Source organism: Arenicella sp. 4NH20-0111, from assembly GCF_040366405.1.
Taxonomy (GTDB): domain Bacteria; phylum Pseudomonadota; class Gammaproteobacteria; order Arenicellales; family Arenicellaceae; genus Arenicella.
Genome location: NZ_BAABWF010000005.1, coordinates 97,933 through 115,030 on the forward strand (window position 1 = coordinate 97,933; position 17,098 = coordinate 115,030).

At 45.2% G+C, this 17,098-nt stretch carries 17 protein-coding genes; 10 read left to right on the top strand and 7 right to left on the bottom strand.

The window, feature by feature from the left end; genetic code table 11:
- The first annotated feature begins 80 nt into the window (after window positions 1-80).
- The 8 genes from fabV (at window position 81) to ABWW54_RS11945 (ending at window position 6,697) form a co-directional block, all read left to right on the top strand.
- Window positions 81-1,274, top strand: coding sequence for an enoyl-ACP reductase FabV (fabV, locus tag ABWW54_RS11910; RefSeq protein WP_353412499.1), 1,194 nt, complete (start codon window positions 81-83; stop codon window positions 1,272-1,274).
- Between the two features lie 21 nt (window positions 1,275-1,295).
- The gene (locus ABWW54_RS11915; RefSeq protein WP_353412500.1) at window positions 1,296-2,102 is read left to right on the top strand and encodes a class I SAM-dependent methyltransferase; all 807 of its coding nucleotides are present in this window, start codon (window positions 1,296-1,298) and stop codon (window positions 2,100-2,102) included.
- 9 nt (window positions 2,103-2,111) lie between these two features.
- Window positions 2,112-2,813, top strand: a complete 702-nt coding sequence (locus ABWW54_RS11920; protein ID WP_353412502.1) for an RsmE family RNA methyltransferase — start codon at window positions 2,112-2,114, stop codon at window positions 2,811-2,813.
- 181 nt (window positions 2,814-2,994) lie between these two features.
- Complete coding sequence (locus ABWW54_RS11925) at window positions 2,995-3,558, top strand: DinB family protein (RefSeq protein WP_353412504.1); 564 nt, start codon at window positions 2,995-2,997, stop codon at window positions 3,556-3,558.
- A complete protein-coding gene (locus ABWW54_RS11930; protein ID WP_353412505.1) occupies window positions 3,546-4,316 on the top strand; it encodes an NRDE family protein in 771 nt (256 codons plus the stop codon). The genes ABWW54_RS11925 and ABWW54_RS11930 overlap by 13 nt, the downstream gene beginning before the upstream one ends.
- A 100-nt stretch (window positions 4,317-4,416) precedes the next feature.
- Window positions 4,417-5,232, top strand: coding sequence for a GNAT family N-acetyltransferase (locus ABWW54_RS11935; protein WP_353412506.1), 816 nt, complete (start codon window positions 4,417-4,419; stop codon window positions 5,230-5,232).
- 166 nt (window positions 5,233-5,398) lie between these two features.
- Window positions 5,399-6,181: a lysophospholipid acyltransferase family protein gene (locus ABWW54_RS11940; RefSeq protein ID WP_353412507.1), complete on the top strand. Its 783-nt coding sequence runs from the start codon at window positions 5,399-5,401 to the stop codon at window positions 6,179-6,181.
- A gap of 66 nt (window positions 6,182-6,247) precedes the next feature.
- On the top strand, window positions 6,248-6,697 hold the full coding sequence (locus ABWW54_RS11945; RefSeq protein ID WP_353412508.1) for a YHS domain-containing (seleno)protein: 450 nt from the start codon (window positions 6,248-6,250) through the stop codon (window positions 6,695-6,697).
- Between the two features lie 22 nt (window positions 6,698-6,719).
- Here ABWW54_RS11945 and ABWW54_RS11950 read toward each other — a convergent pair whose 3' ends face one another.
- The 6 genes from ABWW54_RS11950 to ABWW54_RS11975 all read right to left on the bottom strand — a co-directional run bounded on the left by ABWW54_RS11950 (window position 6,720) and on the right by ABWW54_RS11975 (window position 13,675).
- On the bottom strand, window positions 6,720-7,016 hold the full coding sequence (locus ABWW54_RS11950; RefSeq protein ID WP_353412509.1) for a DUF1244 domain-containing protein: 297 nt from the start codon (window positions 7,014-7,016) through the stop codon (window positions 6,720-6,722).
- Window positions 7,017-7,054: 38 nt separating this feature from the next.
- The gene (locus ABWW54_RS11955) at window positions 7,055-7,528 is read right to left on the bottom strand and encodes a flavodoxin family protein (RefSeq protein WP_353412510.1); all 474 of its coding nucleotides are present in this window, start codon (window positions 7,526-7,528) and stop codon (window positions 7,055-7,057) included.
- A gap of 27 nt (window positions 7,529-7,555) precedes the next feature.
- The gene (locus ABWW54_RS11960; RefSeq protein ID WP_353412512.1) at window positions 7,556-8,452 is read right to left on the bottom strand and encodes a DMT family transporter; all 897 of its coding nucleotides are present in this window, start codon (window positions 8,450-8,452) and stop codon (window positions 7,556-7,558) included.
- A 270-nt stretch (window positions 8,453-8,722) separates the two neighbouring features.
- Window positions 8,723-11,506, bottom strand: coding sequence for a valine--tRNA ligase (locus ABWW54_RS11965; protein ID WP_353412514.1), 2,784 nt, complete (start codon window positions 11,504-11,506; stop codon window positions 8,723-8,725).
- Between the two features lie 219 nt (window positions 11,507-11,725).
- Window positions 11,726-12,169 carry a DNA polymerase III subunit chi gene (locus ABWW54_RS11970; RefSeq protein ID WP_353412516.1) on the bottom strand — a complete coding sequence of 148 codons (444 nt, stop codon included), beginning with the start codon at window positions 12,167-12,169 and terminating at the stop codon, window positions 11,726-11,728.
- An 18-nt stretch (window positions 12,170-12,187) separates the two neighbouring features.
- On the bottom strand, window positions 12,188-13,675 hold the full coding sequence (locus ABWW54_RS11975) for a leucyl aminopeptidase (RefSeq protein WP_353412517.1): 1,488 nt from the start codon (window positions 13,673-13,675) through the stop codon (window positions 12,188-12,190).
- A 165-nt stretch (window positions 13,676-13,840) separates the two neighbouring features.
- On the opposite strand from ABWW54_RS11975, the gene lptF reads away from it, so the two are divergent.
- Both lptF and lptG read left to right on the top strand, forming a co-directional pair.
- Window positions 13,841-14,953, top strand: coding sequence for an LPS export ABC transporter permease LptF (gene lptF, locus ABWW54_RS11980; RefSeq protein WP_353412518.1), 1,113 nt, complete (start codon window positions 13,841-13,843; stop codon window positions 14,951-14,953).
- A gap of 1 nt (window position 14,954) precedes the next feature.
- Entirely contained in the window at window positions 14,955-16,025 is a 1,071-nt protein-coding gene (gene lptG / locus ABWW54_RS11985; RefSeq protein WP_353412519.1) for an LPS export ABC transporter permease LptG, read from the top strand.
- Window positions 16,026-16,098: 73 nt separating this feature from the next.
- Here lptG and ABWW54_RS11990 read toward each other — a convergent pair whose 3' ends face one another.
- A complete protein-coding gene (locus ABWW54_RS11990; protein ID WP_353412520.1) occupies window positions 16,099-16,596 on the bottom strand; it encodes an RDD family protein in 498 nt (165 codons plus the stop codon).
- Window positions 16,597-17,098: the final 502 nt, after the last annotated feature.

A 17,098-nucleotide genomic window follows, 5' to 3' on the forward strand; every position in this document is an offset into this window, starting at 1 on the left:
TTTACTGATTATCGAAAAAAACCGCAGATGCTCCCCTGCGGTTTTTTTTAATCATCTTTTTACGATAGGAATACTGACAAATGGTTATTAACCCGAAGGTTCGTGGATTCATATGTACAAACGCCCACCCGGTAGGATGCGCAACGAACGTTGATGAGCAGATTGAGTACATAAAGAGTCAAAGAGAAACATTAAATTCTGGCGTAACCGGAACGCCGAAGAATGTACTGGTTATCGGCGCATCAACAGGTTACGGCTTGGCTTCCAGAATAACAGCGGCCTACGGCTATGGTGCTAAGACATTAGGGTTGTTTTTCGAAAAGCCGCCCACCGAAAAGCGTACGGCTTCCGCAGGTTTCTACAACTCTGCGGCATTTGAAGCTCAAGCGAAAGCAGACGGACTATACTCTAAGAGTATAAATGGTGATGCTTTTTCTAACGAAGTTAAGTCTCAGGCGATTGAGCTTATTAAAGAAGATATGGGTAAGGTCGATTTGGTCGTGTACAGTCTCGCCTCGCCCAGGCGAACTGATCCGACGGATGGAGTTACTTACTCTTCTGTTTTAAAGCCTATCGGTGAATCTTATACAGCGAAAAACCTTAATACTGATACTCAGCAAATTGGTGAAGTCACGATAGATCCAGCTTCAGATCAAGAGATCGCTGATACGGTTAAAGTTATGGGTGGTGAAGATTGGGCGTTATGGATCAACGCACTCAGTGAAGCGGGAGTGTTGGCGCCCGGGTGCAAGACTGTGGCCTATACCTACATTGGAGACAAGCTCACAAAACCGATATACGGTCACGCCAGTATTGGGAAGGCGAAGGAGCACTTAGATGTGACTGCGGCTCAATTGAACACTGACTTGGATGTGGACGCACACGTCTCTGTACTTAAAGCGGTTGTAACACAAGCGAGTTCGGCCATTCCTGTGATGCCTTTGTATCTTTCAATATTGTTTAAAGAAATGAATGCTGAGGGTACTCATGAAGGCTGCATCGAACAGCTTGGGCGTCTTTACAAAGAGTGTATTTACAGTGATGACCCAAGATTGGATGATACAAATCGGTATCGGGTAGACGAGCTTGAGCTATTGCCTGAGATGCAAGCGAGAGTTGAAGCGATTTGGCCTGAAGTAACGTCCGAAAATTTAAACGAGTTAACCGATTTTGGCGCGTATAAATCAGAATTCATGAGACTGTTTGGCTTTGGTATCGCTGGGGTTGATTATTCAGCAGACGTTAGCCCTAAGGTTGACGTTGACTTTCTGTAGACTGATTTTACTCTGAGGTAAATGGTGTTGGAGGAAGGTCAGTCGTACTTGCTTAATGAAGTCGAGCTATTCGTTTCTAACGAAGTCTACGAGCATTATCCTCCAGCGCAACCTTTGCTGGCGTCTTTAAAGGCTGTCGAGTGTCGGCAGCCTTCGTTGGTGTTGACAGTCCATGAAGGTTTACAAGGAGTGGGCTATCATGATCGGCTAATTGAGTTAGCGTGGTTTAAGGATGGCCAGAAAAAACCGGTGAGTTTTGCAGTGGATTACTCTCAGACAATTAGCTCGATTCAGTCTTTCCCCGCTCCAAAGCAAGGTGCGTTTAATCAGGCTCTTGGAAGAAAATCTAAAGTAATTCTTGATGTGACTGGAGGCTGGGGCGGAGATGCGATGTTGATGGCTACCCAAGGGTATCGGGTAACCGTCATTGAACGCAATCCTCTTATGGCTCTGATGATGCATGAAGCCTTTGCTCGAGCACACGCGTTTGTATTGAGGTCTGGAATTCAATTGAAGATTCCGACTGTGATTTTGGCTGACTCTATTTCGGCCGTTTCCAGCTACACTGAAGATATAGATTGCGCCTATGTCGACCCGATGTTTCCGCCAAAACGGAAAAAGTCTGCCGCGGTAAATAAGAAAATGCAATTGTTGCAATGGCTGATTGGCGAGGACTCAGATGCGAGTGACTTGCTGGCTTCAGTAATAGACGCAGGGATTACTCGCGTAGCGGTAAAAAGGCCAAGTTATGCGGTTCCTCTATTGAAGAAACCTGAACAACAATTTTCAAGCAAACTAGTGCACTATGATGTGTATTTGAATAAATAGGTCTCTGTTTTGGCTATTCCTTGCTTTTATCTTCCCGAACTAGAGTGTGATGGAGTCCGTGTCGATCTGCCAGAGACTGAAAGTGCGCATGCGCTTCAGTCTAGGCGGTTAAAGAGCGGCGCGCGTATCAACTTGATTAATGGACGTGGCTTGACAGGACAGGCAGAAATCATCAAAACAACTAAGCGTTTGGTGACGGTTCAGGTTGAATCGGTAACCTCACACGTGAGATCTGAGCCAGGGCTCACGATTGCAGTGGCCATGCCCAAGGGTGATCGACAGAAGGTGATGGTGGACATGCTTACGCAACTGGGGGTTACGACAATCATTCCTCTTGTTTCTCGGTATTCGGTAACAAACGTTAAGGAAGCTCAGATTAAAAAATTGCAGCGGTTGGTGATCGAGGCTTGTAAACAATCACAAAATCCATGGTTCACGGAAATAGCGCACCCTAGTTCAATTGCCGCAGTGCTTGATCAAGCCGCTGCGGCCTATTACGCAAACCAAGGTGGGGATTCCATTTCTGAATATAAGAATATCGAGGGGCCTGTCACGGTATTGATTGGGCCGGAGGGAGGGTTTTCAGAGTCGGAGGTCGATGAATTTGAAAAAAATGAGATCGCCTCAATCTCGGTGGGTCAGCATATACTAAGGACTGAGACGGCGGCAATTGCATTAGCCTCTGTTTTTATGTCGAATGATGATGGTTGATTTATAATGCTTGTTTGAGAAAGGCTTTTCGTTCTATTAATTTAAGGCAACGTGCAAGCGCTTGTGCCTACTCTGGGTCTATAAGCTTAGCAGTAAGTGCATAAACCCAAATGACAGTTAGGTCGTTAGAGTGACCCAAGAGAAATGCCAGTAGTATGGCGGTTTAGATAGAGAAATTGTTTTGTCGATAGACGCATCAGAATTGGATCAACAATTGCTAAAGAGCAACATTAAAACCTTGGAGGAAGGTGCAGAACTTATCGGCCTTCTAAACGTTGATCAATATACGCAAGGTTTCAAGCCTGCATTTCAAAGCACCATTGGCGCACACTTCCGCCATATTTTAGAGCATTACCGCTGTTTCCTAGCGCAACTTCCTGACGGAGTATTTTGTTATGATAAACGGGAGAGAGATCAGCTTCTAGAGTGTGATTCAAGTTACGCGCTAAAGACCATCGACGATATCTTAATCGGACTTCGTCTGGACTCTTTGCCTTGTCAGCCCGTGAAATTTTTTATAGAAGATGAGCAGACCAATGGCCTCATTGAAACGAATGTGAATCGAGAGTTGTTGTTTCTGCAATCGCATACGGTGCATCATTATGCCATTATTGGTGCAATGACCCGAGCCTTTGGAAATCAACCTGATGAAGATTTTGGGGTAGCTATAGCGACCAGAGTTCACAATGAGAAAAGTGTGGAAACGACCCCCACTATTGTTAAAGGTGCATCATGTGCACAATGACATGGTTTGTTAATGAGGACGGCTACGAACTCTTTTTCAATCGAGATGAGAGACTAACTCGACGGCGAGCATCTTTGCCGGCCATTCAAAAACACGACCTTCAAGACGATCGGACTCTTTACATATCTCCTACCGACGCTGATGCGGGCGGAACTTGGATTGCAACCAATGAATATGGTGTGACGGTTTGCCTACTAAATCACTATCAATTTGAGCAAATTGAAACGTATAAGAAATGGATAAGCCGAGGGGAAATAGTCAGACGTTTTTCGAGTATTTTGCAGCTTCATGAAGCGGATCAATTGTTTGATGGGATGAATTTAGAAGATTATCGCGCGTTTCGAATGTTTATTATTGAGCCGAATGGCGCGAACCGGTTGATGGTCTGGGATGGGCATGCTGCGCGAATTGAGTCGGATGTTACCAAACCTAAGTCTTCGTCCTCGGTGGACGCTCAAAATGTTAAAGCTCTGCGCAGACAGCTGTTTGCTGAAATGGGGTTAGAAAACTCAAGATCAGCGCAAGACTACATACGCTTTCACTCAAGTCATGAACCCAGTCGTTCAAAGGATTCCGTGTGTATGCATCGCGAGGACGCGCAAACTGTGAGTCTCAGTTATGTGAAAGTAGACCGGCATTCAGTGAATTTCTGTTATGCCGATGGCTCGCCGTGTGAGGTGGCTCTGTCTAAACCGATGACGTTAGCATTACGCTCGCGGGATTCCTTGTCGCTGGCAGCCGTCAGTTGCTCCTCATAGGTGCCTAAAACGTGATGTCTAATGTGTCTCACGTTTGTAACCTAGGTTTGTTTTAATCCCTCAATTATTTTGATCTACGTATTGATGCGCGGTTCTTATTATGGCTATAAATCCAAAAGTATTTAAACAAATGACGAAGCTTATCGCTGGCAGTATGTCTGCTGGACGGTATGACGTTAGATTGGCCCAGACTGAGAAGGAAATTCGCGCGGCACAGAAACTTCGCTACGAAGTATTGTTTAGAGAAAGTGGTGGAAAGATCACGCCGGAAATGCTTAATAACGAGCGTGAGGAAGATGAGTGGGATGATGTGGCCTATCACGTCGTCGTTATCGATAAAAAGGCTGAAGACAAAGTCGTTGGCACCGTAAGGTTGGTGAGTAATCGAGCGCTAGTCGGTGGACAAGAGTTTTACACTGAACACGCGTTTGACTTGACTGGGCTGCGAAACAACTACGGTAAGGTATTGGAGCTAAGCCGTGCCTGTGTTTCTCCAGAAGGACGAGGTGGCGCAATCCTGATGCTTATTTGGAAGTTTACGATGCAATTCATTGAGCATAATCAGTACGAAGTCTTGTTCGGGTGTGCGAGCTTTAAAGGTGTTGATTATCAACAGCATACAGAAATATTGTCGTATTTGTACGATAAGCACCTAGCTTCTGAGGCGCTTATGCCAAAACCTAAGATCCAGGTTGATAGTGTCAATATAGCCGATTTTCGCAAGCAGCCCGGCAAAGGTAAAGAACGCGGTAAGGTACCAACCATGTTACGAGGTTACTTAAAAATTGGTGCCAAAATTAGTGAGCATGCCATTATTGATCCTATTTTTAATACCACCTTTGTCGCCATTTACGTTGATGCTCAGGAAATGTTTGGTACTAACCATGCGTTAGTAAACAAATCGATTGACCATTAACTCGACTGTTTACGGCAGCAATGTGTGATTTGTAATTCGTGTAACAACAGGGCGCGTACAGTTAAAGTCGAGAAGTTAATTCACGGTTCTGCGACAGTCATGTATTCTACAGCAGCGCGATCTTCTCTTTCTGTTTTGGTCAGAGCATTTGATTCTGAAGTTGAACATGCCTAATAAAAATAATTACTTTATCGGATTTATTCGCATTGTCCTCATAGTCTTGTGGATAGTTACGATGCCGCTCATTTATATGGTGGCTCGTCTAGTACGAGTTCCTAAATACACTCAGTTGCCGCATGTATTTCATGCGGGCGTATGTAAGATCCTGGGTATACAAGTGAGCTGTTCTGGCAGTATGAGTGAACGCCGCCCAACTCTTTATCTGAGTAATCATGTGTCCTATGTTGATATATTTGTTCTCGGACAACTTCCGGCCTACTTTATCGCTAAGGCTGAAGTAGCTTCTTGGCCAGTCTTGGGAACACTAGCGCAGTTCCAGAATACCTTGTTTATCGAACGTAAAGCCGGACGCGCAAAACAACAGCTCAAAGTATTACAAAACCACTTAGAGCAATCGAATAGTTTGACTCTCTTTCCCGAAGGAACAAGTACTAATGGTACGCATGTAGAACCTTTCAAGTCTACATTATTGGAATCGGCAAATTTACCTGATGGTCCTCGTGTCGCCATTCAGCCTGTGACGGTGGCATATACTCACTATGATGGAGAGCTGATTGTAGACCAACAAACACGAGACCATTATGCGTGGTATGCGAGAATGCCGTTTCTGCCGCACTTTTTAGGCCTGATGCCAAGAAAAAAGGTTAGCGCGAAAATTCATTTTCATCCGGTCTGTTATTTAGACGAGTTTGAAACTCGTAAAGAGTGTGCCCAGCACTGTCAAAAACTGGTTGCTGATCGCCTTGATGCATTGGTGCGAGGGGAATGAAGCTGCCTAGATAAATAGTTGGGGTTTCTACATTAGATCCGCCAGCGCATAAACCGGAGATACATCATGAAAAAAATAGTCGGTAGTCTACTTGCTGTACTCAGCTTCACCGTTAGCTTTGCCTCTTTTGCGATAGAGCCGATTTATACCTCTTTTTTCTCTAATGACGCTATCAAGGGCTATGACACGGTTGCGTATTTTACGGAAGGAAAACCAGTCGAAGGAAGCGCTGAATATTCCCACAAGTATAAGGGGGCCAACTGGCTTTTTTCTTCACAAGAAAATTTAGACCTATTCAAAGCGGCACCTGAAAAGTATGAACCTCAATATGGCGGCTACTGCGCGTATGCGGTTTCACAAAACCAAACGGCCTCGATCAAACCAGAGCTGTTTACCATAGAAGGCGGTAAGTTGTACCTCAACTACAGTAAATCTATTAACTCTAAATGGCTTAAAGATAAAACTGAGTATATCAAAACGGCTGATGAGAACTGGCCTTCGCTCCTGGCAAATTAGATGGTTGACTGATGCGGCGCGTTCACTTTCTTGCCTCTAGGGCAGCGAGTTGTTCGTCAGTCGCTTTGGTTTGGTGGTTTTCTTTCCATTCTGAATAGGGCATTCCGTAAACTATTTCTCGTGCTTGTTCAAGATCTACGGATTCTCCATGATCTTGCGCACTGGCGGAGTACCATTTGGCGAGACAATTTCGACAAAAGTCGGCCAAAATCATCAAGTCAATATTTTGTACTTCTTTGTGGTTGTCCAAATGAGCAAGGAGTTTTCTAAAAACGTCTGCTTCAATCTGTGTTTTTTTATCTGTGATGTGTTTTGACATGGTGTAACGGTATTTTTGTGTATTGGTGGGTAACGATTTTAAATCAATTGAGAGTCGACCATGGCTTGCATCGTTTTTCCCATGGTGCGGCAATCGCTCACGAAGGCATCGTTAAAATCGCCTTTGCAAAGTAATGTCTCCTGAATCTTTCGCCACTTTAGTCCCGTGACTATTTTGTTAACTGAGGTATCCGCACCGGTGCCGTCCATTCCTGCTTTAATGATTAAGGAATATGGCTTAGCTTGGTTTCGGTTTTGATCCTCAAGGCAAGGATAGTAGATTCTCTCAAACAAATCTTTCAGGGCGCCATTCATGTAGCCAAAATTCTCGGTTGTAAATAATATTACTGCGCTTGCTTGGAGTACATCTTCAGCGTGACACGCAAAGGGTGACTTAAGTACAGCGGAACGCTCGCTTTCGGCGATGGACCTGGCGCCCTCCAGTATGCCGTTCGCCATCAACTGGGTATTTGGCGACGGGCAGTGAGCAATGATCAGTAATTTATTTGGCATGAGGATAAATGTATAGTTCCAAGTGACTTACATTCTGCGAAGTCCTAATCTTGGCTTGAATTCATAGAATATAAGCCCAGTGCAAACCAATATAGCCCCATAATAAACATTTGCAATAACGGGCTCATTGTTTAGGACGGCACCTAACGTCAGCGCCGTAATTGGTGTCACTAAGCCTACCAGCGATATTTTACTGGCGCTTACTCGCTTAAGTAAAAAATAGTAGAGCGTAAAACCTACACCGCTCCCCATTAGACCTAGGTAGAGTACCCCATAGGCAGCAGAACTAGAGAATGTGGCAGACAGCCCTGGCTTTACGAGGTATGCCGTGACCATAAAAAGCGGCAGGGCGACAATTAGGCTGCCGGCTGTAATCTGCAGACCAGTAATGGATTGATCTTTTACTAACTGACGTGAATACACCGACGCGGCAGAGGTTATGGTTACCGCCACGGCGGAATAGGCCAGACCAAGTATCGATGCATCCTCAAAACGTAAGCCCGCTGAAAACACCAAAGCTAGCCCAGATAAGCCCAACAATAGACCAAACACTCTAGATGGAGTTAATTTTGCCTCGGGTTCAACGATGGCAGAGAAGACACCTGTAATCAGTGGAGATAGTCCGAAAACAACCGCCACCCAACCGCTGGGTATGAGCTGCGCCGAAGAATAGAACAGCGCCGTTCCTAAAAAGATGGATATTCCGCCGACCAAATAGATGCGGCGGCTTTCTCTTGATAAAGGAAGCCTCCCTTGCGTAATTAACATGACGGTCACGCAGAAAACCATGCCAATTGTCATTCGGTAGAACGCGCTGGTCATGGGGGCCCCTTCTGAACTCCACTGTATGGCGAGTGGCGTCGTTGTCCACACAAGCAGCACCGTTAGGAAGGCGAGAGGGATGCTAAGCTTTTCAAAGTTCATTCTGTGAGTTCCTAATTGATGTGATGAGTGTACTGAGAACAAAAAAAAACCGCATTCCAATTTGGTTTGCGGTTTTTCAAAAAAGTTGTAGCTTAAAATCAAAACGCGCAAGGAGGCGGGCGGCAAATAACCATCGTGCGCACGCAGAGCTTGCTAACCCAAGTGGGTTTGATCTCAACGCCAATTCGGCTGTTTAGAGCTGATGATTGTGTGATTAATTTAAGCATCATTCGAGTGTCGGTTAAATGAGTGGTTCTTGTCAATCATCATTCAGTCGTTTTCTAAAAAGGCTTGCATTCGCTCTATTTGCTCTAGCAATGTGAACTTAGCCGACTCAGCGTCATCAAGTTGTTGTTGGGCCTTAGCAATAACTGCTTCAGGCGCTTTATCGACAAACGCTTTGTTACTTAAGCGGCCGGAAACACCCGCTATGTCACGCTCAGCCTTCTCCAGCTCTTTTGATAATCGAGATATCTCTGCATTTGCGTCGATGAATGAGCCGAGAGGGATAAGCAGTCGCATATCCCCAACCAGCGCCGTGGCTGACTCGGGGGCTTGATCAGAATCTGTTAACATAGACATAGACTCAAAGCGGCCAAACTTGGTTAGATAATCGCTGTGGAGTTCTATATTTGAAGCCTCTTTTGGGCTGGCACCCTGAACAAGTATCGGCAGAGCCTTACCCGGACTGATGTTCATTTCTCCACGAATGTTTCTTACGCTGGTGATCACGGACTGAACCCACGTCATGTCCTCGATTGCTTGTTGGTCAATTTTGCTTTCATCATATAAAGGGTAAACGCAGTTCATTATCGTATCCCCTTCAACAGCGGCTAAAGGCTTAACCTCCTGCCACAGAGCTTCAGTGATGAATGGCATGATCGGGTGCAGTAAACGCAACGTACTTTCTAGAACCCGAACCAGCGTACGTCGTGTGCCGCGAAGTTGCGCATCAGTAGCATTTTCATCATTCAGCACGATTTTAGTAAGCTCAACATACCAACTGCAATATTCATCCCAGACAAAGCTATAAAGTGATTGCGCTAGCTGATCAAAACGATAATTTTCAATTTGTTCTACGGCCTCTTTTTCAACCTGTTGTAATCGAGAGATGATCCATTTGTCGGCTAAACTCAGTTTGACTGTTGCTTCGACTTGACCGCAATCTTTGCCTTCTGTGTTCATAAGAACATAGCGTGAAGCATTCCAAAGTTTGTTGCAAAAATTACGGTAGCTTTCGACACGTGTTAGGTCGAATCTTATGTCACGGCCTAAGGTTGCTTGACTGGCAAACGTGAACCGTAAAGCGTCGGTTCCATAAGCCTCTATTCCGTTTGGAAATTGCTTGCGAGTTTGTTTTTCAATCTTCGCCGCCATTTTGGGTTGCATTAGGCCTTTGGTTCTTTTTTCTACCAAAGCTTCTAATTCTATGCCGTCAATAAGGTCAATGGGGTCCAGTACGTTGCCTTTGGATTTCGACATTTTGTCGCCTTCCAAGTCTCTCACTAATCCGTGTATGTATACCTCTTTAAACGGTACCTGCCCGGTAAACTTTAATCCGAACATGATCATTCGTGCTACCCAGAAAAAGATGATGTCGAATCCAGTTACTAGTACATTGGTTGGGTAGTACTTATCGAACTCAGGAGTCTTTTCTGGCCAGCCGAGAGTTGAAAAAGGCCACAAGGCAGATGAAAACCAAGTATCTAATACGTCCTCATCTTGTTCGAGTATGGCGTCGGGTCCAGCCTTGGATTGTGCTTCTTCGGCAGTCCGAGCGACGAACACATTCCCATGTTGGTCATACCATGCTGGTATTCGATGCCCCCACCATATCTGGCGTGATATGCACCAGTCTTGAATGTCGTTCATCCAATTGAAATAGGTATTACTCCAGTTCTCGGGCACAAATTTAATGTCGCCGTCTTCCACAACTTTGATTGCTTCTTTAGCTAAGGGCTCTACCTTCACATACCACTGATCAGTTAAATACGGTTCGATCACTGAGCCGGTGCGATCACCCCGTGGAACCATTAACTTATGATCTTTAATTGAGTCAAGTAGTCCGGCTTGATCTAAGTCGGAAACTATTTTTTTGCGTGCAGCAAATCGATCCATTCCATGGTAGGGCGAGCCATCTAGATCGATGCAGGCGTTTATATCCAACACATTTATTAAATCAAGCCCTTGGCGTTTGCCAACCTCATAGTCATTGAAATCATGAGCGGGTGTGATCTTAACGCACCCAGAGCCAAACTCGGGGTCAGCGTGCTCGTCCCCAACGATCGGGATCTTTCGACCTGTGAGAGGAAGGTCTACGGTTTTTCCTATCAAATGCCTGTAGCGCTCATCGTCTGGATTTACCGCAACGGCGGCATCGCCTAAAAGAGTTTCTGGTCGAGTGGTTGCGACAATGAGATGGGAGGACGGATCATCGCTAAGAGGGTATCTCAAATGCCAGAGCGACCCATTTTCCTCCAGTGATTCGACTTCTAAATCAGAAACGGCTGTGTGAAGAACTGGATCCCAATTTACCAGTCGCTTACCTCGATAGATGAGTCCATCTTCATAGAGGCGAACAAAGACTTCTTCAACCGCTTCTGATAGACCATCATCCATCGTGAACCTTTCTCGGTTCCAATCAATGGCAGCTCCCATGCGGCGAAGCTGTCGAGTAATTGTGCCACCCGATTCTGCTTTCCATTCCCAAATTTTTTCTATGAACTTTTCTCTGCCCAGATCATGTCTGGAAATGTTGTCGGCCGCGAGCCTGCGCTCTACCACCATTTGAGTCGCTATTCCCGCATGGTCAGTTCCTACCTGCCAAAGAGTTTGGTCTCCTTTCATTCGATGATAACGCGTCAATAGATCCATGACGGTATCTTGAAAAGCATGTCCCATATGCAGGCTGCCGGTGACGTTAGGTGGTGGAATCACAATGCAATACGCGGATTCCGCTTCACGCGCGGCAAACGCATTATTGGCTTCCCATGATTGATAGATTGCCTGTTCTATTATAGACGGTTGATATTGATTATCTAATGCGTTTGACATGCTAACGGCTACGGTTATTTATGGTTCTATATGCTGGTAGGCACACATTCGACCCTCGATTATAAGTGGTTTAGAGGTGTGAAGCAGCAGTAAAGAGTGTTTATTTGACTACGAGCTCACTCTCGAAGGGTGAGTATCCCTTGGTAATATGAAAAGACTCCGAGGGAAACCATTTGGGAGCAATCTTTGGTGAAAGAAAACGAAAGAGGATCTTTGGGGCTAGAGCTCAATTTTATGCATTTTGATCTCGAAGCCCTCGGTTTTGTAGCTCTTATAGCGTGCGCGGCCAGCGGATTTTGAGCTTTCATCTGCTTCAACTATTTCGGCAACCCTTTCAAAGTGATGATTAAACATCGGAATGTCTGAAGCTAGGTTAATAAGTACATCGTAGTCACGGGAAAGCACGGCTTGGCTGACCGTGTTGTGTGCGCCGATATGAACATTTGAAGCGGGGTTTTGGTCGCTCAAGTCGTCGTGCGCTAAGAAGCTGGTGTCGTTAAATGACCACATTGTTTGGTCAAGGGTGTTCGTTTGCTCGGACGAATCAGTCACCACCAGCGCTCTCAAATCCGAGCGCTGGAGTTTGTTAGCCAGACGACTGGCTAACTTGTACTTCGCGTTATTTACTTGATTGTTTATCAAGTAAAAGTCTACTTGTTTCATGCTTGTTCCTTGAGATGATTAACAGCGATCCATCAAGTATTGAGTTAAAATGGGCACCGCGCGGCCACTTGCTAGTTTTCCGGCGCTGCCTCCCCATGCCGTCCCAGCAATGTCTAAGTGTGCCCATCGAAACTTTTCAGTGAAGTAGGAAAGAAAACACGCCGCCGTAATGGTGCCGGCACTGGGCCCGCCAATGTTAGCTAAGTCTGCAAAATCACTTTTAAGTTGTTTCTTATACGTTTCTTTTATCGGCAGCTGCCAGGCATGATCTAAGCTGGTTTCACCGGCTGATAAGATATCGTCTACCAATTCTTGATCATTGCCCATAACACCAGCGGTCTGATGGCCGAGTGCAACAATAACTGCGCCAGTTAACGTGGCTATATCAATAACCGATTGCGGCTTAAAGCGTTCAGTGTAAGTCAGAGCATCACATAGAATTAAACGGCCTTCTGCATCCGTGTTAAGTATTTCAATGGTTTGCCCTGACATGCTTGTGACCACATCGCCAGGTTTGTTAGCGATGCCATCGGGTAGGTTTTCTGAACTAGGAACCACGGCGACAACGTTAATGGGGAGTTCCAGTTCAGCCGCCGCCAATATCGCTCCGAAGACGCTTGCCGCACCGCACATGTCGTACTTCATTTCGTCCATCTTGGGCGATGGTTTGAGAGATATTCCTCCAGCATCAAACGTCAGCCCTTTTCCAACCAAGGCGTGAGGAGCTTCTTTCTTATTCTTTGCTCCTTTGTACTCCATAACAATCAGCTTGGCTGGTTCTCGACTGCCTTTACTGACCGAAAGTAGAGAACCCATTCCGAGCTCCCCCATTTCTTTTTCGTTCAGTATCTTTACTTTCAAGCCATGAGATTTAGCCATTTTCTTGGCTTGATTTGCTAGGTAGGTGGGCGTACAAACATTGCCAGGCATATTGCCTAGGTCCTTAGCCAGAGTTTTTCCGTTGCTGATGGCTTGTCCAACAGACGCCGCTTTTTTTGCCGCGTTAGCTTGAGCACGGTCTGCGCAGCTGATCGTAAGCTTAATTTCCTTGCTTGCTTTGGCACCTCGAGCAGATTTGGGCTGCATGATGTACTTGTACTCCGTGTCACCAATGGATTCGACAAGGTGGCGCACTACCGTCTCAACGTCGCTCTTTGCTATTAACGCGTTTAGTTCAAATGTAACATCCCTGATCCCCGTGCCAGAAAGGTGTTTCGCCAGTTTGGATGTAACGTCTTTAATTGATTCGGCGTCAAGCTTTTTGTCGGCGCCAACACCAAGAAGCAACAAACGCTTCGCTCCGATGCCTTCCGGAGCTGGAGCGGCAATAATCTCGCTTTTATCAGCGCTAAACTGATCGCCGTCTTGTAGTCGGTTTATCAGGCCGCCGGTAGCGCTATTTAGTTCGCCTTGTTGAGTGCCTAATTTTTTTGCAGGTTTTATGGCTACAACAAGACAATCTGTTTTTAGTGTCAGGTTTAGGCTGCTTTTGATCAGAATTTTCATGGTGATCTACAAATGCTCCTATATATTTGTTTAGTCTTTCGCCCATCGATGCTAATGCTTGCTACAATGCGCGGCTTGGGTAGATTATAGCGCTTTGCGCGGTCTACGAACACATGCGGTTTTAATCACTGTAATCATTTATAACTCAATCGTAATTTTCGTCCTGTGATAATAAACAGATCCTTTATTAGCGAAGTCTTGAGAACGACTGCTGCGGTCACTTTTGTGATCATCAGCATATTTTTGGTCACGCGAGTCATGCAGTTTCTGCGCCAAGCTGCGCAAGGTGAGATCCCTGTAGAGGCAGTATTAAGTCTGGTTGGCTTGAAGATGGTCGGTTACCTTGATGTCATGATGCCACTGATGTTTTTTATATCATTGATTATGGTCATTAATCGTTGGTATTCCGATCGAGAGATGGCTGTCTTAGCCAGTGCTGGCGTCGGGATAATGCACTTCCTTAAGCCATTAGGGTTGCTGTCTCTAGTGTTGACTGGCGTGGTGGTCTTTTTCTCTTTTTACATTACCCCGATGTCCCATGCTACGGGCTATGCCCTAGAGCAGGAATACCGCCAAAGTAGCGAAGTTTCAGGCGTGATTACGGGCCGGTTTGTGGAAGGTAAAGACGGTAATGGCGTCTACTTTGTTCAAGGATATAACCGAGAAAGCGGTAATTATGAAAATGTATTTGTTTACCGCGCCTCATTCGAGCGAGAAGGAGTGGTGGTCTCGAAAACCGCATACCGAACCGAAGATGAGAAAACACAGGATCAATTTTTGGTGTTAAAAAATGGCTCGCGTTATGAAGGGAATCCAGGGTCGCCTGATTACCGCGTTGTTGATTTTGAAACTTATGCGCTGAGAATTGAGCCGAAAACAAGAAAAAAACTAAGTTATCCAATCCGAGCATTGAGTAACACTGATGTTCGAGAATCGTCAGACCCTAGACTCCGCAGCGAATGGTACTGGCGCATCGCAAAAGTATTCACATTGCCTGTTCTTGCCTTGTTTGCCTTAGCTCTTTGCCATGTTGATTCGCGCAAAGGAAAATCATCGGGCATGGTGATGGCCTTTGCTGTTTTTCTTACTTATTTTCAATTGATCGGGTACACCGTTGCTCTCATTAGGAAGGGACTGTCAGATGATGGCATGCCTATTTGGATAGTGCATGGAGTGTATTTTCTATTGGCCTGCTACTGCTTGTACCGACGAAATTACAATCTCCCTATGTTGCCGAGTATAAAGTTGCCTAAGAAGAATGTCGGAGCGGTGGCTTAGCGTGCGGATTCTAGACTTTTACATAGGAAAAATATTAGTTCGCCACATCGTTGTGACGATTATGGTATTGCTTGGGCTTTTTACGTTTGTAAGCTTTATTGACGAGCTTAGCAATTTGGATAAAGGATCGTATGGGATTCTTGAAGTCTTTCAATATGTTTTATTGTTAATCCCCAAAACCTTGTACGAAGTATTTCCGATGGCTGCGCTTATTGGATCTATTCTGGGGTTGTCGACGCTTGCGCGCGATTCAGAGTTGATCGTTATGCGAGCCGCGGGTGTCTCTATACTGCGGATTGTGCTGTCAGTCGTTAAGGTAGGAATTATCATGGCTTTTGTCGCGATGATTTTGGGGGAAGTGGTCTCTCCGTACACACAAACTAAAGCCGAGCAGGTTAAGTTGGGGGCGATTCAATCTAACATCCGGCAGAAAGATGACTTTGGCGTGTGGATGCGTGATGAAAATACATACGTCAATATTGGTGAAGTGTTACCTAACCTTACGCTGTTGAATATCAAAATATTCGAATTTGACGAAAGAAACTTTTTACGATTTTTGTCTACCGCCGAAGAGGGTGAGTATCAGCTGGATAAACGACGTTGGTTATTAAAAGGCTTGAGTCGCACCATGATTGATGACAATAGCTCAGCCGCTGATGAAGTCAGTGCGGCGTATTGGACCACTGGCGTAGACCCAAACATTTTGCGTGTTTTTCAAATTGATCCAGAACAGTTGTCTCTGTGGCAGCTCGACAAGTATATCGACCATCTTGGCTCAAACAAGCAGGACACTCGAAGCTACGAATTGGTGTTTTGGTCTAAGGTAATTACGCCTTTCGCTACCATCGTGATGTTAATACTCGCCGTTCCATTTGTGTTCAAAGAGTCACGTTCGGGTAATTTAGGACGCAGCTTGTTTTTCGGAATCATGATCGGCTTGAGTTTCTTCATTATGAATAAAGCATTTGGGTATTTCGTAGCTCTGTTTAGTATTCCACCTATGCTTGGAGCCGCTCTGCCAACGCTCATTGTGAGTTTGTTGTCGATAATCCTAATTCGGCGAATTATCTAGCTGTATTGCAACGAAAGTTTGCAGCACAGCTAGTTTAAATGGCTGGCATTCGCTCTATGCATCGGGAGCTGAGTTAGGGCTTATTGTTAGATTCGCCTTGGTGGAAAATGATTTGAGTGTTGGTGAGCGAGTCATGCCATGCCTTTTTTTGTGGGTGCACTAGCACCCAGATGAACCCTAAGCCACCGCATCCCCAAGACACTAAGGCTAAAAGGTAGCGTTTTGCCGCGAGAGGCCAATCGATGAACTTTCCATCAGGCTTTGTCAGATACAATTTCCATGCCCTCATTCCTAGTGTTTGGCCGCCGTGAGTCCAAAACCACCCGTAGAAGAAAAAACTGACAACGACAACATTAATTGCAACAAGACTAAATGAGATTGCCTTTGCTTGATTGGTAAATGAGGCGAGCTTATGAGCCTGAAGTTGACTGACATCAACATAAAAGCTATCTGGGGCAACTAAGTTGAAAAGTAACATCCAGAGAGCTGATGTGAAAAACAAAATGCTGAACAATAATAGGCCATCGTAAATTATCACGAGCAGGCGTTTAATTAATCCGATACGTTTCATGCAAGTATCCTATCTGGAAGGTTTTTCAATGTAGGTTTTGGATCGCTGGTCTTCAATAAAATGAGTCGTTTTTCTGGTACGTAATTCAGAGTTGTACACAGTTGTCCTGTATCGAGTAAAACAAACCAGTGTTTACGCCCTTGGTTAAGGTATTAAACGCTAAGTGTTTGATATTGCTTTGAAATAAAAAGCGCCTAAAAAATAAGCAATTTGCCTCCGGAGTTGAATTTACAATGCCTCAGGATAGTTGTACACAAAGTTATCCACAGCTTGTGTGGATAAACATATTATTTGGGCGATTCTCAATAGAACCTGCGACTTGGCGGTGACTATACCCGATTGTTAACAAGAGCTAAATCAAAAAGGGACTGGCGACGCTTGGTTGATAAAACTCGCTGGCTTGGTTACAGTTGTTCACACGTTGAAGTTGAGCACAATGCTTACGACTGCATAGTTCTCAAATTTAGATTTAACCTAGCTTCATTCAAATCAACATTCAAGA

Coding starts and splice junctions, on each gene's coding strand:
- ABWW54_RS11960 (WP_353412512.1), bottom strand. CDS start 8,452: ATGAACTTTGAAAAGCTTAGCATCCCTCTCGCCTTCCTAACGGTGCTG.
- ABWW54_RS11945 (WP_353412508.1), top strand. CDS start 6,248: ATGAAAAAAATAGTCGGTAGTCTACTTGCTGTACTCAGCTTCACCGTT.
- ABWW54_RS11950 (WP_353412509.1), bottom strand. CDS start 7,016: ATGTCAAAACACATCACAGATAAAAAAACACAGATTGAAGCAGACGTT.
- ABWW54_RS11940 (WP_353412507.1), top strand. CDS start 5,399: ATGCCTAATAAAAATAATTACTTTATCGGATTTATTCGCATTGTCCTC.
- ABWW54_RS11955 (WP_353412510.1), bottom strand. CDS start 7,528: ATGCCAAATAAATTACTGATCATTGCTCACTGCCCGTCGCCAAATACC.
- ABWW54_RS11965 (WP_353412514.1), bottom strand. CDS start 11,506: ATGTCAAACGCATTAGATAATCAATATCAACCGTCTATAATAGAACAG.
- fabV (WP_353412499.1), top strand. CDS start 81: ATGGTTATTAACCCGAAGGTTCGTGGATTCATATGTACAAACGCCCAC.
- ABWW54_RS11935 (WP_353412506.1), top strand. CDS start 4,417: ATGGCTATAAATCCAAAAGTATTTAAACAAATGACGAAGCTTATCGCT.
- ABWW54_RS11915 (WP_353412500.1), top strand. CDS start 1,296: ATGGTGTTGGAGGAAGGTCAGTCGTACTTGCTTAATGAAGTCGAGCTA.
- ABWW54_RS11975 (WP_353412517.1), bottom strand. CDS start 13,675: ATGAAAATTCTGATCAAAAGCAGCCTAAACCTGACACTAAAAACAGAT.
- ABWW54_RS11930 (WP_353412505.1), top strand. CDS start 3,546: ATGTGCACAATGACATGGTTTGTTAATGAGGACGGCTACGAACTCTTT.
- ABWW54_RS11990 (WP_353412520.1), bottom strand. CDS start 16,596: ATGAAACGTATCGGATTAATTAAACGCCTGCTCGTGATAATTTACGAT.
- ABWW54_RS11970 (WP_353412516.1), bottom strand. CDS start 12,169: ATGAAACAAGTAGACTTTTACTTGATAAACAATCAAGTAAATAACGCG.